The sequence below is a fragment of the Paenibacillus aurantiacus genome, from assembly GCF_042431225.1.
In the GTDB taxonomy this organism is placed as follows: Bacteria; Bacillota; Bacilli; order Paenibacillales; family Paenibacillaceae; genus Paenibacillus_Z; species Paenibacillus_Z aurantiacus.
On the sequence record NZ_JBHMDO010000033.1, the window covers coordinates 509538 to 524729 of the forward strand.

General features: G+C 55.7%; 14 protein-coding genes. 1 reads left to right on the forward strand and 13 read right to left on the reverse strand.

Features of this window, described 5'->3' with window-relative positions; genetic code table 11:
• Positions 1-79: 79 nt before the first annotated feature.
• The 7 genes from ACFFSY_RS21075 to ACFFSY_RS21105 all read right to left on the reverse strand — a co-directional run bounded on the left by ACFFSY_RS21075 (position 80) and on the right by ACFFSY_RS21105 (position 5735).
• Complete coding sequence (locus ACFFSY_RS21075; protein WP_377497720.1) at positions 80-733, reverse strand: amino acid ABC transporter permease; 654 nt, start codon at positions 731-733, stop codon at positions 80-82.
• Positions 734-745: 12 nt separating this feature from the next.
• Positions 746-1399 carry an amino acid ABC transporter permease gene (locus tag ACFFSY_RS21080; RefSeq protein WP_377497723.1) on the reverse strand — a complete coding sequence of 218 codons (654 nt, stop codon included), beginning with the start codon at positions 1397-1399 and terminating at the stop codon, positions 746-748.
• Positions 1400-1408: 9 nt separating this feature from the next.
• Positions 1409-2284: a transporter substrate-binding domain-containing protein gene (locus tag ACFFSY_RS21085; RefSeq protein WP_377497725.1), complete on the reverse strand. Its 876-nt coding sequence runs from the start codon at positions 2282-2284 to the stop codon at positions 1409-1411.
• A 47-nt stretch (positions 2285-2331) separates the two neighbouring features.
• Complete coding sequence (locus tag ACFFSY_RS21090) at positions 2332-3060, reverse strand: amino acid ABC transporter ATP-binding protein (protein ID WP_377497867.1); 729 nt, start codon at positions 3058-3060, stop codon at positions 2332-2334.
• Positions 3061-3245: 185 nt separating this feature from the next.
• Entirely contained in the window at positions 3246-3542 is a 297-nt protein-coding gene (locus ACFFSY_RS21095; protein ID WP_377497727.1) for a hypothetical protein, read from the reverse strand.
• Positions 3543-3781: 239 nt separating this feature from the next.
• On the reverse strand, positions 3782-4639 hold the full coding sequence (locus tag ACFFSY_RS21100) for a sugar phosphate isomerase/epimerase family protein (RefSeq protein ID WP_377497729.1): 858 nt from the start codon (positions 4637-4639) through the stop codon (positions 3782-3784).
• A gap of 31 nt (positions 4640-4670) precedes the next feature.
• Complete coding sequence (locus tag ACFFSY_RS21105) at positions 4671-5735, reverse strand: Gfo/Idh/MocA family protein (RefSeq protein ID WP_377497731.1); 1065 nt, start codon at positions 5733-5735, stop codon at positions 4671-4673.
• Positions 5736-5827: 92 nt separating this feature from the next.
• Between ACFFSY_RS21105 and ACFFSY_RS21110 the strand changes: the two genes are divergently transcribed.
• Positions 5828-6682, forward strand: coding sequence for an AraC family transcriptional regulator (locus ACFFSY_RS21110; RefSeq protein ID WP_377497732.1), 855 nt, complete (start codon positions 5828-5830; stop codon positions 6680-6682).
• Between the two features lie 493 nt (positions 6683-7175).
• Here ACFFSY_RS21110 and ACFFSY_RS21115 read toward each other — a convergent pair whose 3' ends face one another.
• From ACFFSY_RS21115 to ACFFSY_RS21140, 6 genes are all read right to left on the reverse strand, one after another.
• A complete protein-coding gene (locus tag ACFFSY_RS21115; RefSeq protein ID WP_377497734.1) occupies positions 7176-8738 on the reverse strand; it encodes an N-acetylmuramoyl-L-alanine amidase family protein in 1563 nt (520 codons plus the stop codon).
• 234 nt (positions 8739-8972) lie between these two features.
• The gene (locus tag ACFFSY_RS21120; protein WP_377497736.1) at positions 8973-10070 is read right to left on the reverse strand and encodes a stalk domain-containing protein; all 1098 of its coding nucleotides are present in this window, start codon (positions 10068-10070) and stop codon (positions 8973-8975) included.
• A gap of 177 nt (positions 10071-10247) precedes the next feature.
• Positions 10248-12242, reverse strand: coding sequence for a methyl-accepting chemotaxis protein (locus ACFFSY_RS21125; RefSeq protein WP_377497738.1), 1995 nt, complete (start codon positions 12240-12242; stop codon positions 10248-10250).
• A 202-nt stretch (positions 12243-12444) separates the two neighbouring features.
• A complete protein-coding gene (locus ACFFSY_RS21130; protein WP_377497740.1) occupies positions 12445-13089 on the reverse strand; it encodes a Bax inhibitor-1/YccA family protein in 645 nt (214 codons plus the stop codon).
• Positions 13090-13156: 67 nt separating this feature from the next.
• Entirely contained in the window at positions 13157-13564 is a 408-nt protein-coding gene (locus ACFFSY_RS21135; RefSeq protein ID WP_377497742.1) for a TerB family tellurite resistance protein, read from the reverse strand.
• Between the two features lie 122 nt (positions 13565-13686).
• A complete protein-coding gene (locus ACFFSY_RS21140) occupies positions 13687-15042 on the reverse strand; it encodes a PDZ domain-containing protein (protein WP_377497743.1) in 1356 nt (451 codons plus the stop codon).
• Between the last annotated feature and the right edge of the window lie 150 nt (positions 15043-15192).

A 15192-nucleotide genomic window follows, 5' to 3' on the forward strand; every position in this document is an offset into this window, starting at 1 on the left:
TTGATCCTGCTGAAGTTGCATAAAACAAGAAAAAGCGCCAGATGGCGCTTTTGTAAGTTTAGCTAGATGAAGCTGTCAGTTATGCTTGCCTGCGCACTTCCAGTCTCCGCGCCGCGAGCGACAATGCGTAGTTAACGGCGAAGTACAGCGCCGCCACGAGCAGCAGCGTCGGCATGACCACGTTGATATCCTGCCCCATGATGATATTAGCGTTATGCGTCAACTCGGCCAGGCTGATAATGACCGTGAGCGAAGTATCTTTCAACAGCGAGATGAACTGGCTCACGAGAGGCGGTACCATGCGCCGTAAGCCGATTGGAAGCACAATATGCCGCAGCGTCTGCACGGCGCCTAGTCCGGAAGCCCGCGCCGCTTCCACTAGCCCCCGATCCACGGAGCGAAGACCGCTTCGCACGATCTCGGCGATCATCGCCGCTTCGAAGACGGTGAGCGCTAAGATAGCGGCCCAGAATAAGCTTAGCTGAATGCCGACCTCGGGCAAGCCATAGCGAGCAAAAAATATAATCAGCAGCAGCGGCAAATTGCGCACAATCTCCACGAGCAGGCCCAGCAGCTTAGAGACGACGGGGATGCGCGCATAACAAAGAATGCCGACCAGCAAACCAATAATAAAGCTGAGCACGATGGCGACCAAGGCGAGGCGAAGCGTCATACCCAAGCCTTCGAGCAGAAACAATAAGTTGTCGATCGAATAAGCCTGCTTGAAATCCACCTTCGTCCCTCCTTATCCGCCGCGTGTCAGTCTGCGCTCGAGCAGCCGGGACATATACGCGAGCGGCAGCGTCAGCACCAAATAGAACATGGCGACGAACATATACGTATCCACGGTGTCGTACGTCTCCAGGTTAATGATATCGCCGTAATACATCAGGTCCATGCCGGCGATTACGCCGAGGACGGAGGAATTTTTGACCAGGTTGAGGAACTGATTCGTCATCGGCGGGATGACAATCCGCACCGCCTGGGGCAGCACGATATGCCGCATCGCCTGCGCATACGTTAGCCCCGAGGACCTCGCCGCCTCCATTTGCCCTCTGGGCACGGCTAGGATACCGGCCCGGATCGCTTCGGCGATGAATGCGGACGTATAGACGATGAGCCCGAGCGTGCCGGAGACGAATCCATTCAGTGCAATGCCCAATGCCGGCAGGCCAAGGAAAAAGACATAGACGACGAGCAGCAGCGGGATATTGCGAAACACCTCCACGTACAACGTGCCAAGGAAGCGCATCGCGCGCCAATGCGAGATCCGCATGACGGCGATCAGCGTGCCGGCCGCGAAACTGCCGGCAAGCGCCAAGAGGCTGGCCAGCAGCGTGTTGCGCAGTCCGAGCAGGAACGTCTCCCAGTGATCGGTCAACACGGAGAAGTCCGGCATAAGCGCCCCCTATTCCCCGGGCGGCTTCTCGCCGATCCACTTCTCGTAGATGGCGGCATATTCGCCGCTATCTTGCAGCGATTTGATCGTCTCGTTCACGAGGGCGACCAGCGCGGATTCGCCCTTCTTCATCGCAATGCCATAGGGTTCGTCGGTGAACGTCCCGCCAACGACCTCGTAATTCTCGTCCTGCTTAGTCATCCCGTACAGAATCGCATTGTCCGTCGTGAGCGCCTCTCCCTTGCCGGCCCTCAGCGCGGTGAACGCCTCCTGGTAATTCTCGTACTGCTGTACCTTAAGTCCCGGTATCTTCTCTTCGATGTTCTTGATCGAGGTCGCGCCTTTAACGCCCAGCACCTTCGTGTCCTTCGTCACGTCCGCAATGCCCTTGATTGCACTGCCCTTCTTCACGAGCAGCGATTGACCCGCCTTGAAATAGACGTCGGAGAAATCCACCTCTTTCTTCCGTTCCTCCGTAATCGTCATGGTCGCAATGATCATGTCAATCTCGCCGTTGTTCAGCATCGGGATGCGCGTCTTCGACGTGACCTCCTTCAGTTCCAGCTTCGATTCGTCGCCCAGCACCTTCTTGGCCAATTGCTTGGCGATATCCACATCGAAGCCTTCCACTTCGCCGCTCGCGGGATCCTTCAAGCCGAACAGCTTCGTATCGAATTTGACGCCGACGACGAGTTTGCCCCGTTCTTTGATCGACTTGAGCACGCCTTCGTCCGCGGATGCCCCCGCATTCGTCCCGCCACCGCCGGCATTGCCGCCTCCTTCGCCGCCTGCTGAGTTATCGTTCTTCGTTCCGCAAGCGGACGCGACGAGCATAACCGCGACGAGCATGGCGCCGAGCATTTTGATGCTTCTCCATTTCAACATGATTGGAACCCCCTGTCGTTAGTCGCGAGCGCGAACGTCATCTGCTATTAATGATTCAGGACCCTGCTCAAGAACAGCTTCGCCCGTTCCGCTTTCGGCTGGCCGAAGAACGTCGCCGGCTCCGCCTCCTCGACGATCCGCCCTTCGTCCATGAAAATCACTCTTCCCGCTACCTCGCGGGCAAACCCCATCTCATGCGTCACGACTACCATCGTCATGCCCTCCTTCGCCAGCTGCTTCATAACCGCCAGCACTTCGCCGATCATCTCCGGATCCAGCGCCGAGGTCGGTTCGTCGAACAGCATGATCTTGGGCTTCATCGCGAGACCTCTGGCGATCGCGACGCGCTGCTGCTGACCGCCCGACAGCTGCGACGGGAGAGCATTCGCTTTCTCGGGAATGCCTACCTTGGCAAGCAAATGCCGGGCATGCGCTTCCGCTTCCGTCTTCGGCTGCCTCAACACCTGAACGGGTGCTAGCGTAATATTGTCCAGTACGGTCAGATGCGGGTAAAGATTGAAATGCTGAAAGACCATGCCAATGTCGCGGCGCAGCCGGTTGACGTCGGCTCCCCGTCCGCCAAGCGGCATATCCAGCACATTCAGCTCGCCGCCGGAAATCGTCTCCAGCTTGTTGATGCAGCGCAGCAGCGTGCTCTTGCCGGAGCCGGATGGGCCGATAATCACGACGACTTCGCCCGGCTCGACGTGCAAATCGATGTCCTTCAAGACGTGCAAGCCGCCAAAATGCTTATTCACCCCTCTAAACGTTATCAGGTGGCATCCCTCCTTCGTAGGCTGCGGCTGTCTGAACGGAGTATAGGAGCAAGTATATTAGCGAATATCGCCTTTCATGTCCTTTTTCCGGCTGCATAACATTGCGAGCAACTTACACACTAGCGAACAAAACGCAAAAAAGCCGCGCTAGGCGCGGCTTCTGCTTGCTCTATCGAGATGTGCCGTTAAACTTGTCCGACGTCGTGCAGGCCGAGAATGAGCGTGGCAGGCTTCAAAATAACGGTGCCTGTCACTGGGTCGGTCCGCATGTCATATTCAATGCGCTCGACTTCGAAGTGTTCCACCTCATCCGTGCGCGTATCGTATACGACGTCGAATTCCTTCAGGCCGATTTTGGGGACGATGGCGACGCCTCCGATTTGGAATGCGCTGGCGACAGTTCCGTACATGAATTCAACGATGCGGATCGGTTCATTGTTCATATCTTTAATTTCGATCTGTTGAACGACTTTATAGGCCATGCTGTGCATACATCCCTTCCACATAATGCTTCTATTTTACATGATTCGACAAAAGGTAGCGAGTCCTAATTATCCAATGGGACCATTGTAATAATTGCTAACGACAATCAGTATTTGCATAAAGGCGCGAACTATGCACGACGGCCAGAATAATGGTAAAGCAAGCTTAGTTGAAATCGAAAAAGCAAGAGCATCGAATGACGCTCCTGCCTGCCTCGCATGATATTCAGTGTGTGCGACTACGCCTCATCCCACAATCTTCTCACGTTCGCTAGCCCGATCGACGTGCCCTGCTTGCACTCCTCAAGTCCTTCGAACTCCAAGGAAATATAACCCGCATAACCGCTTTGTTTAATAATGCGCAAACTCTCAGCCAAGTTCAGGTCGCCATGTCCGGCTATCGCCCCGCGCAGGTAGTTCCCGTTCGCGCTGCGGAACCAGCCTTCGCCCGGATTCCAAGTTGATGGTCTGCGGTAGAAATCCTTGACGTGTACCATGGAGGCGTACGGCAAATTGTTGCGGACCGCCGCCACAGGATCTTCGTCTACGCAGACGAAATTGCCAACATCGAGCGTCGTTCGGTAATTCGGCCGGTTCACGGCCTGGATGAGCGCCTGTACCCGGTCGCTGGCCTGCACGAAATAACCGTGGTTCTCGACGCTCGTCGTAATGCCATACCCGGCTGCATAATCCGCGATCTCGCCGCATGCCTCCGCGAGCCTGCCCAAGATCCGGTTAAAATGCCCGATCGACGTATCTTCGCTGCTAGCCACGTCATGCCGCATTAATTTGACCCCAAGGCGGGCTGCCAGATCGACCTCCGACTTGACGCGTTCAATCTCCGTTCGGAACGCTTCCTCCGTCTCAACCGCGAAATTCGCGCCGATGGCGTAGTTGGAGACGGCAATCCCTCTTGCCGCCGCTTTCTCGCGAATCGCGTCCGCAAGCTCCGGATTCCCGGCAAGCTGAAACCCTACCGGCACGATCTCGATATGCTCGGCCCCTTGTTCCGCCACCCAGTCGATGACGCCAAGGATGTCCATCTCGCCGGATGCCAGCGCCTGATACAAGCTATAAGAGCTGATGCCTAGCCGCATGTCCTCTTCTCCTCCCGTTGCTAGGGTCGTATTACAGCCGCACTTCTTTGCCGGTCCGCGCCGACTCGTAGATGCCGCATAACATGCGCATAACAGCCACGCCGTCTTCCACCGGACTAATCGGGCGACTGCCGGTGCGCGCGCTTTCGACGAAATGCCGAACCTCGTTCAAGAACGCATCTTCGATATGAATCGACTTGTTGTCCGTCTGCGGCGCAATATTGAGGATGGCGTTATGCTTCTCCGTCACGATCGCCAGCTCCGGCTCGATCTCAACGCCGCCCTGCTCGCCATACAGCCTGACCGCGAACTCGTCCTTCTTCGCATGAAGCGTGAAGCTAACATCGACGAGCAGCGATGCGCCGTTCTCGAACCGGATGAGCGCGTTGGCCATGTCTTCGACGCCGTTGACGTTCGGATCGTAGTCCGCCGCTTGGTAGAAGGACAGATGTTGAATATGCGAACGGTTGCCCAGTTTCTTGTACGTATTGCCAGTCACCGATACCGGCTTCGGCCGCCCCATCAAATACCAGCACAGGTCGATAATGTGGACGCCCAGGTCGATTAACGGACCGCCGCCGGAGCGCTCTGGATCGGCGAACCAGCCGCCGGGGTTGCCAAGACGACGGATGAATGAGGCTTTGGCATAGTAGATGCCGCCTAGATCGCCGTTGTCAATGAACTGCTTGACCAGCTGCGCATTCGCGTCGTAGCGCCTGACGAAGCCGACCTGCAGCGTCTTGCCGGATTCGCGCACGGCTTCTTCGATGCGCTCGGCCTCCTCCACCGTCTTGCAAAGCGGCTTCTCGACCAGCACGTGCTTACCGGCATGAAGCGCGGCAATGCTGATCTCCGCGTGGGAATTATTCCACGTACAGATGCTGACCGCATCCACTTCCGGATCGGCCAAGAGTTCGCGGTAATCGGTATAAACTTTGCCGATGCCGTATTTGGCCGCTTTCTCCGCAGCGCGCGATTCGTTCAGATCGCAGCCGGCCACCAGTCGAACGCCTTCTAATCTCCGGTAAGCCTGCAGATGCATATCCGAGATCGAGCCCAATCCGATAATGCCTACATTCAACGTCGTTGCTGTCATATGCGCTGCCTCCCCATGAATAGTTGCGAATAACCGCATTCGCATTATACAATCAGGCTAACATATCCATCGCACGAGGGAGAATAACCGTTATGACCACATTCATGGACTATACGATCAGCAAGCTGCCCATCCGGATCGTCGACCGAATGATCGATCCCGGCACGCTTAGCGTCAAATCGCTCTCCTTGATTACGGCCGGGCATCTGCCGAACCGCACCTTGTTCAGACGGTCGGCGTCTTTTAACCACCATGCGATCGTCTACATCGCGGACGGCTCCGGCACGTATCAGGTGAACGGAGGCGAGCGCCAGCCGGTCGGCAAAGGCAGCTTCTTCCTCTTCTATCCGGGGGCTGTGTTCGACTACGGACCGGGTCCGAACGAAACATGGGATGAGTTTTATTTCACGGTGGAGGGCTCAAGGGTCGAGGAATGGTTCGCAACCTGGCTCGTCGAACCGGACCGGGTGAAGCAAGCGTGGAATCTCGATACGCAGCGCGGGAAGATCGAGCGTATCTTCGCGCTGATGGACAGCGGAGATGCGGGCAATTTGGACCGGGCGGCGCTGCTGCTTGAGACGTTCCTCTTCGAGCTGATGCAGTGCAGCAAGCCGCCGGGCAAGGCGCCTTCCGTAAGTCCGACGGCCGCGCTGCTCGAGGCGATCCAAGCTGGAATCGCGGAGCCGTTCGACGCGCCTTCGCTCTGCGAGCGTCATCACCTCTCAATGTCGACGCTGCGGCGCGCCATCCATAAGGCCACCGGATATTCCTTACATGAGTATGTGCATCGACTGAAAATATCCGAAGCGAAGAACATTCTGCTCAACACGAATCAGTCCGTGAAGGAAACGGCGCTTGCGCTCGGGTTCAAGGACGTCTTCTACTTCTCCCGGCTGTTCAAGAAAATCGTCGGCGTGTCGCCGCAGCATTATCGCAATCATGTCTAATGGCGCCAATCATAATTTGACTTAATTTTTACAATTTTCTGACTATTGTTTACGTGGAATTAATAATAATCGCTTATGCTGAAGTTAAGCAAGACTTCAGGGAGGCGATCGCATGAATATGAATGTAGTAGTTTTGGCAGGCGCAATTGTTGCAGTTGCACTCTTGATCGTTGTTCTTCGTGTTAAAATCGAGCGAGCCCGCAACGGTTCAGGCTCCCCTTATGGGAGAAGCAACCTACATCGCGGCGGCCATGTTTCTGCCCGAGGCCGCAATTCAGCAAAGAGACGCAGTGACAATGACGCGTTCTGGTTCGGGGGCAGTGTGTCGGATGCCGGCTCCGGCAGCTACGGATCAGATAGCGGTGGATGCAGCGGCGGCTCCGATGGCGGGGGCGGATCGAGCTGCGGCGGTGGCTGCGGGGGCGGTGGCGACTGAATATGCCTCTGCCCCTTTAGCCGTGCGCGCCCCCTCAGCGTACCATCTAGAACTCTGTCATGATACTGTCGATAGTTGACTCACGTAAGCCCGAATGCCGTCTGCCACACTCTGCGCGACGCGATCTTGGAATTCCTCCGTAAAGATGATGCGTTCCTCCTCTTGATTCGAGATGAATCCGACTTCCAGCAATGCTGCCGGCATCGTCGTCTCCCTCAGCACTTGGAAGCTGTTCTTCTTCACCTTCCGGTCCTTAAAGCCCGTCGCCCCGATCAAGTATTGATGCATCATATCTGCGAAAGCCTTGCTGTTGTCGTGATAATAGAACGATTCGGTTCCTCTGACATCCGGCTTATTCTTCACCGAGTTCGCATGGACCGACAAGAACAGGTCCGCGCCCAATTTGTTCGCGAGCTGCGCGCGCTCCGATAACGTCGGGTATGTATCGTCCATTCGAGTCATCACGATCTGAATATTGGGATCGTTCTGGAACAGACGCTCTACCTTCAGCGCGAGCGCCAGCGTGAACGCCTTCTCCTGAGTCTTGGAATAACCGATTGTGCCCGGGTCGCTGCCGCCATGACCGGCATCCAGCACAACGACCCGCTTGCCTGAAAGCACCGGCTGATCCGCCGGGAGGCTAGGTTCAACCGGATTACCAGGCACAGACGGTATCGGTTCTCCCAATGCTCCATTCAAATCAATCGTCCACACCTTCGCGTCGCCTTCACCCTCGCTGTAGACCGAATAAGCATGCTTCGCTTTCAGATCCATCACGATGCGCACTTTGGGCGGAGTTTCGCTGAATAGCGAGTAGCGGACTTTGCTCACGTCAGGTTCGTCCGGCAGCTCGATGGCGCCGCTTTGTTTGCCGAATTCCCCTTGCGCGAGCGAGAAGCCTTCTCCGAATCCGGTCTGCGCCAGATCGACCACGATGCGATCCGGACCCGTCAGCACGGACACTTCCGGCATCGCGCCGCCCGTGACGGCAAGCGACAATCGGTTATCGGTGAAACGGATGTCCTGCACGCGTCCGGTATGCGCGCCTCCAACGTTTGGCGTCTGCACCTCCGTGCTGCCTTGCCCCGCTTCCCCTTCGCCCGTCGTCGTACCGTCCTGCGGTGAAGTCGTCCCCGGCTCCGCACCGGGCTCAGGCTGCTGCTGCGTGACTGGCTCGGTTAGCACGACCTGCTGCTTCTTCCCGTCCCATCCAACCGTAAGCCCCATATTCTCCCCGACGAACCGCAGCGGAACAAGTGTCGTGGACGCCTGCACGATCGGCGCTGCGATCAGCGGCTGCGGGTTGCCATTCACAAGCGCGGAAGCGCTGCCGATCGTCAGGTCAATCAGCCTGTCGTCCTTGGCGATCTTCACCCTGCTGTCTTCTTTGTGCCAATCCACTTGGAATCCGAGCTTCTCCACGATAACCCGGATCGGCACCATGACGCTGTTGTTGGATACTTGCAGCTTCAAGGCTGGCGGCAGCTCCAACTGTTGGTCGTTTAGCACAATCTGTAATTTGCCGGATGCGGCAGCCGCGGTTTGTCCGTTCGCCTGGAATGCAAAGGCGAACAAGAGCGCTACCGCGAACGCGAGCAGCGTCTGAACACGTTTCTTCATAAATTCCTCTCATCCCATCCTTCTTTTATTGACTTGCGGCCGAACCCATGAAAGCCCGTAACCATTAGACGAGCTTGCCGGCGTTTTGTTGCAGATTATTCTAAATTTTTCCTTTGCCTTACTTCGCTCGACAGCGCACGACACAGCCAACATGTCGAAAGCCAATATTCATCCTTTCTTCGCCAGCGCAAAAAAGCCCCGCGCGTGGTGCGCGGGGCCCTCGAGGTCAAGCTCTTATTTGCGAGCGTAGAAGCCGATCAGTTCTTTCGTCTCCGGATGAATCACGACAACGAGCGGTCCGAGCAGCGCATCTTGGTCCGTCGAATACGTCACCGTAATCAGCTTGCCTTCCTTCGCCACTAAGTCGGCCAAAGCTTGCTTCTGCTTCTCGGTTGTCGTCATGACGCCCGCCGCCTTCGCAGGCGCGACCGACACAAGCGCTTCATCTTTCTTCGTCACGAGATGCGACTGCTGCTCTTTTGGTACGAAGGACCAGCCAAGCTCACGGAATTCAGCGGCATTCTCCGGCTGCTCGTCGAGGACGACGAGCACGTGAAGCGGGCTAATCGGCGGCAGGCTCTTCGTCATGATCGGACCGTAATACGCGCGAACTTTCGTGCCCGGCTTCACTTGCGACCACTCGACGGGTTGGCCTTCCGAATTGATGACGAGCGTCTCCTTGCCAGCGTTCAACGTCAGTTCCGGCTTCTCTTGGCCGAATTGAATTTGCCAGCCATCCGTCGTATTGCCCGACGAGAGTACCGTTTCTTCTTTGACCAGCGTCTGCTGGCCGACCGTTATCGTAGCCGCGTGCGATTGACCCGGGTAGCTGAGCGCGATGATCGGACCGTATTCCGCCGTCACCTGCATGCCTTCTTTCAGATCCTTCACGGCAACCGTTTTGCCCTGCGAATCCTTGATGACCGTCTCTTTGTCCGCCGTCAGGATGATCCATTTGTTCGTACCGCGTCCGAGCACTTCGAGCCGTACGCTGCCGTCTTCAAGCGGTGTAGCCTTCGCGATGACGCCGGAGATCAGAATGTAGTCCGCTTCTTCTTCCTGCTGCTGGTCGCCATCGCCTTGCAGTTTGATTTCTTTGCCGTTCCAGCTCAACTCATACCCGAGTGCGCTTGCCGTATCGCGTGCGGGCAAATACGCTTTGCCGTTAATGTAGACCGGATGCAAGCCCGTGCTCTCTCCATTGACCGATACTTGAATGTCGCTGCGCAGCAAGCCCTGTACTTTCTCGATGAATCCGCCTGCTCCGGCCACCGCCGTTGTCGACAATACCCCTGCCGCCGTTACCGCAATAATCCAAGATTTCTTATTCATCCTCATTCGCTCCTCTGTAATCATGTAGGTATAATATCGCTTGTTTGTTGCTGTTTGATATCTCAGACGGAGCCAAAAGCGAAAAGGTTACACAAGAAAATATTCCCATTTTGCGCATGCATAGAAAAACGCCCCATTCGAAAATGGAGCGTGCATGCTTGTAGATTAGAAACGAGATTATTTGGTTTTGAACTTCATCACCATGTCTTGCAGCTCGGTCGCCAGCTGGCTTAGCGATTCGGAAGAAGCGGCGATCTCCTGCATGTTCCGGTACTGCTCGGCCGTTGAAGACCGCGCGGTCATCAGCTCGCCGAGCGAATCTTTAGAAATGCCGAGAATCTCGTTCATGGACGCCGCGATCTCCTCGGAGCTGGCCGACATTTGTTCAGACGCCGCGGACACCTCCTGAATTTGCGCGGTCACGCCGCCCACCGCCTCGACGATGCGATCGAAAATGCTGCCAAGCTCCTCGACCTGCTCGACTCCGTGCTGCACGACTTGGATGCCTTCCGTAATCGCCTGCGACGTTTCCGCCGTCGAACGCTGAATTTCGAGCAATATCTTCGCTACCGAACCTGTCGCTTTCGTCGTCTGCTCAGCGAGCTTCTTTACCTCGTCGGCCACAACTGCGAATCCTCGGCCGTGCTCACCCGCGCGGGCTGCTTCAATTGCCGCATTCAGCGACAACAGATTTGTCTGCGCCGCAATCTCGGATATAAACGACACGATTTGATTCACTTCCTGCGATTTGCCCTCCAGCGTCTGTACCGACTGCACGGAACGGCCGACCACTTCGTTCGCGTTCACGATTTCGGTTACGGCGTTCTTCACCGCGATACTGCCGAGTCTCACCTGCTCATTCATGCCCTGAGCCATCTCATAGACGTTGGTCGAAGATTCCGCCACGCGCTGAATGCCCATCGCCATCTCTTCCATGGCCGTGGACGATTGCTCGGAGCCTTCGAATTGGACGCGCGCGCCGTTTGCCATTTGATCCACCGATTTGGCCATTTTCTCGGCAGCGTCGGAGGAGCTTGCCGCAATGGCGGACAACTGCTCCGAAGAAGCCGCGGTGTGCTGGACGGAATCGGACATTTTGCTCAAGGTGCCGCTGAACGCGTCGAGCATATGGTTGAGATTGAGTTTCATCTGCTGCATTTCGTCGTTGCCGTTAACTTTAAGGCGTGGCGTCAAGTCTCCCGTCGCAACGACCTTCATCGCCGCAATCGTCGCGAAGATCGGCTTCAGCATGAACGCGGAGAACAAGTAAGCCAGAATCGTAACCACTACGGCGCCTGCAAGTATCGTTATCCAAGTCATGAGCTGAACTTCGCGGACCGAACTTAACAATTCGGATTCATCTCCGGCTACGACGACGCGCCATCCGGTTTCTTCGATAACCGCGTAAGCTGCAAGCTCCCGCACGCCTGATGCTGACGTGTATTCGACATTGCCTTCGTTCTTGGCCAATACTTCATTCCCGAACAGCTGAACCGTCGCTTCGCTCTCGACATCCTTTAGCGATTTCGTCGCGAGCGACGTGTCTTTATGCGATTGATACACGCCAGCCTGGGAAAGGATATACGCATATCCGCTTTCACCCATTTGGATGTTCTCCAAGTCCTCGATCAAACTCTCCGGGCTGACCATACACTGCAGAAGACCGGCAAATTCGCCGCTTTCGGTCAATATCGGCACATCGATCATGACGCTTTTTTGGCCCGTTGTATCCGTTACTTTAATATCGGAGATGCCGACCGTCTTCTCAGCCTTGATTCGCTTGAAGTTGTTATAGACGGAAATGTCGGACGATGAGCCATCGCTATTGAGTGATTGGCCGGCCGCATTCGCGTAACCATAGAAATAAATATCCGGATTAGCCGCTTTCAACACTTGAATGATGGTGGAAATTTCCGTTCTGTCTTCACTCAGAAAAGCTTCTTTGTTCGCCTCGACGACACCTTCCATGGCCTCGACTTTCGCATGCAAAAACGCGTTCAATGCCTGCGCGTTCGCTTTCGCATATAGCAGCTCTTTCTCGTTGACCTCGCTTCGCGTCATATTTCCGAAGACCGAACCCATGATTAGCAGTGACACCAGCAGCGGGATGATTGCTAATACCAACACGAAGAATGTAACTTTCAATTTGAACGAACCGGTCCACCTACGCATCGTTATTTCTCCTCTCATCTTTCAGCCGATTCCGGGCTTATCAGCAAATAAATTGACGCCCTTTCGACATCCTTCCATTTATTTCGACATGAATAGACATTTTATTTATAGAGATGTCAGGTATTTCGGTGCACACAAAAAAGCGGCATATCTCTTAAGGAGAAATGCCGCTTATTGAACTGCTATTCGATTAGGTTCCTGATTAGTCTTCCGTCAGCGACTTCACGAAGCGAAGCGCGAAGAGGACGATGTTGACCAGATCCAGGTAAATGTTAACGACCATCAGCGGGATTTCGCTCTCGTCGAATCCTTCTTTGGCCATGCGGTTGAAGTCATACAGCGTATAGCCCATGAAGATGAGCAAGCCGAAGCCCGCGTAGAACGTCTCCATTGCGCCATCGAACGGGAAGATGAACTGCATCAGACCGATCAGGATAAGACCGATCAGCGAAGCGAACAAGAAGCCGTGCAGGAAGCGGAAATCTTCTTTCGTGCGCGAGGCGTAAATCGCCAGACCCGCATACACCAATACCGCTACGCCGACCGTCTGGATAACGATGGCGCTGCCCATCGAAGCGATGTAATAGCTTAGCGTAAATTGTAGCGTAGCGCCCGATACGAGCATGAACGCGTACATGAGCGGATAACCGATCGTCGTTCTTCTGCGCAGGAACATCATCCCGATAAGCAATGCGAGCTCCAAAATAATAAGCGGGATGCGAGCCGCCGGCGGCAGCATCGTGCCGATGAACATGCCGACGCCCGATACGATCAAGGCAAAGAAAAACGTCAGCATTAATTTGGCCATCGGATTGCCGTACGAGCCAGAAGTCGTATTGTAGTTCATATTCTGTTAACTCCCCTTACAAAATAGTGGTGATTGTCTTCTTGTACGCACGAAAACCCGATCCGTTTCAACGCGAACCCAAAATCAGTTTGACCCCTTCGATCTTAAGCTGGTCCATGCGGATGACCCATTCCCGGAACGTTGCATATTCCTCGTCGGAATAGCCGAACAACTGCTTCAGCTCGCCCACTACTAGCTTCTCTTCGTCATTGTAATCACCATCCGCGAACATCAGCAGCAGCACTTCCGCGAAGAAAATGTTCTTCACCTGCTCATTATCGAGCGAGCCGACGATATCGGCCAGTTGGCGGTCCTTCTTCACAGCGTACGGTTCACGCCAGTCCAGCTCGGCCATGATGCCGCTAATAAAGCCCTGCTCCTTGCGGTTCACGCAGCCATCGGCCTCTGCGACCAGATGCGCTACATCCAGGAACGCTTCCTTGTCCGTTTTGGATTGTAAAAAATGCAGAAACACGCGCTGTCCACTCCCCTGGTTCAACTTCATATTAGGTTTTGAGCTAGTACTTTCGACACGACTCCCTAAATTCCTACCGCTTACGCAAAACTTAATGTTGTGGCATCCGCTTGATCGATCGGTCAAGATTTGGGATGTTCGCGAAGCCATTGAAGCATCTCATCCAACGTTCGGACCGGCACGATGTTAAGCGTCGACGAACCTAATCTGGCCTCTGCCTGCTGCTCGAAGGGGACGAAAAACACGTCAGCGCCTGCCCGCGCGACTACGTACGCCTTCTGCTCGATGCCGCCGATCAGACCGACCGCGCCGTCGCCGTCGATCGTACCCGTGGCGGCCACGCGATTCCCATAGGTGACGCCGCCATCGGTCAATTGGTCCATTAATGTCAACGCAAGCACGGCCCCGTGCGAGGGTCCGCCCTGATAAACCAGGTAAGATCGAAAATCAACCTGCTTCGTGACATCCGCCCGCGCATGGTCTTCGACTTGTATGCCGAATACAGCACGGTCGGGATCATCCTTACTAGCTTGTGTCGGGACGGTCACCACCTGCTCGCTTCCATCGCGCGTCAGCGTCACTGTCACGCTAGACAAAGGCGAGACACTCTTCATCGCTTCGGCGAGCTCGACCACGGTGGTTACAGTCTTCCCGTTAAGCTTGGTCAGCAGATCGCCGGACGCGAGCTTCCCCTCCGCTGCGCTGCCAGCCGTGACGAGCAAGACGCGCACGCCATCGCTTGTCACGCCTTGTCCCAATCCCAGCTTATGAAGCGCGACTGCGGCCGCGATCTCGTTCGCTCCGGCACGCTGCGAATGCGCCGCGGACAACTGCTCGCCAATCGACTGGCTGACGTCGCGCTTGTTCATATCTATATGTGGGAACAGCCGGATGTACAACCAATCGATCGGGAAAGCCGGACGGTCGATGACGAGCACGCCTGAAATCGAACCTTTGCCCGCGCCGCCCTCGATCCGGGCGTAACGGTTCATATCGAACGTGAATCCAGGCATCGTCACCTCATACGCCGTTGGCCAGAACAGCAGCCAGGCCGCGATGCTTATCACGGCGATGCGGATCACGAGCGCGCGCAGCCATCTCAAGCCGCTTCGGTAGTCCGCCCAGGTCAGATCGATCAGCGTAAGCAGCCATCCGGCCGCAAGCAGCATTCCGGTTATCGTGAGATTGCGGGAAGGCAGCACGATGTATCCAACCGTTAGCCCGCTGACGACCATAATGGCGGCCTTCACCGCCCGATCAATTGTACTGCCGTGCGATCGGCTGCTCCAACCACGAATCGCGCCAACGATCCATAGCAGCGGCACGACGGCCAGCAGCCAAAATAGCAATTCGATCGCATCGATCCAATAATAACGCCCGATTCGGATTGGATCGCCGAACCATATGAGCTCTCCCGCCGCCGACAGAACGCCTGCGGCGATATACCCGGCTAACGTCCACCTTTTGCCCGTCTTCACTATATTCCTCCCAGCCTGTCGCATGCGCAAAGCTCGCACCCATCATTTTACAACTGTTGCGAGCAAAAAGACAGCGGCGGGAAAGCCGGCTGGCGATAGGCGCGAGAACGCAAAGAGCCGGCTGCTTAAAGGCGCCGGCCAGCTCTAATC

What these genes read in the sequence shown, in the direction of transcription:
- ACFFSY_RS21080 (WP_377497723.1), bottom strand. Translation starts at nt 1,399, where the DNA reads ATGCCGGACTTCTCCGTGTTGACCGATCACTGGGAGACGTTCCTGCTC.
- ACFFSY_RS21085 (WP_377497725.1), bottom strand. Translation starts at nt 2,284, where the DNA reads ATGTTGAAATGGAGAAGCATCAAAATGCTCGGCGCCATGCTCGTCGCG.
- ACFFSY_RS21130 (WP_377497740.1), bottom strand. Translation starts at nt 13,089, where the DNA reads ATGAACTACAATACGACTTCTGGCTCGTACGGCAATCCGATGGCCAAA.
- ACFFSY_RS21100 (WP_377497729.1), bottom strand. Translation starts at nt 4,639, where the DNA reads ATGCGGCTAGGCATCAGCTCTTATAGCTTGTATCAGGCGCTGGCATCC.
- ACFFSY_RS21115 (WP_377497734.1), bottom strand. Translation starts at nt 8,738, where the DNA reads ATGAAGAAACGTGTTCAGACGCTGCTCGCGTTCGCGGTAGCGCTCTTG.
- ACFFSY_RS21120 (WP_377497736.1), bottom strand. Translation starts at nt 10,070, where the DNA reads ATGAATAAGAAATCTTGGATTATTGCGGTAACGGCGGCAGGGGTATTG.
- ACFFSY_RS21095 (WP_377497727.1), bottom strand. Translation starts at nt 3,542, where the DNA reads ATGGCCTATAAAGTCGTTCAACAGATCGAAATTAAAGATATGAACAAT.
- ACFFSY_RS21125 (WP_377497738.1), bottom strand. Translation starts at nt 12,242, where the DNA reads ATGCGTAGGTGGACCGGTTCGTTCAAATTGAAAGTTACATTCTTCGTG.
- ACFFSY_RS21110 (WP_377497732.1), top strand. Translation starts at nt 5,828, where the DNA reads ATGACCACATTCATGGACTATACGATCAGCAAGCTGCCCATCCGGATC.
- ACFFSY_RS21105 (WP_377497731.1), bottom strand. Translation starts at nt 5,735, where the DNA reads ATGACAGCAACGACGTTGAATGTAGGCATTATCGGATTGGGCTCGATC.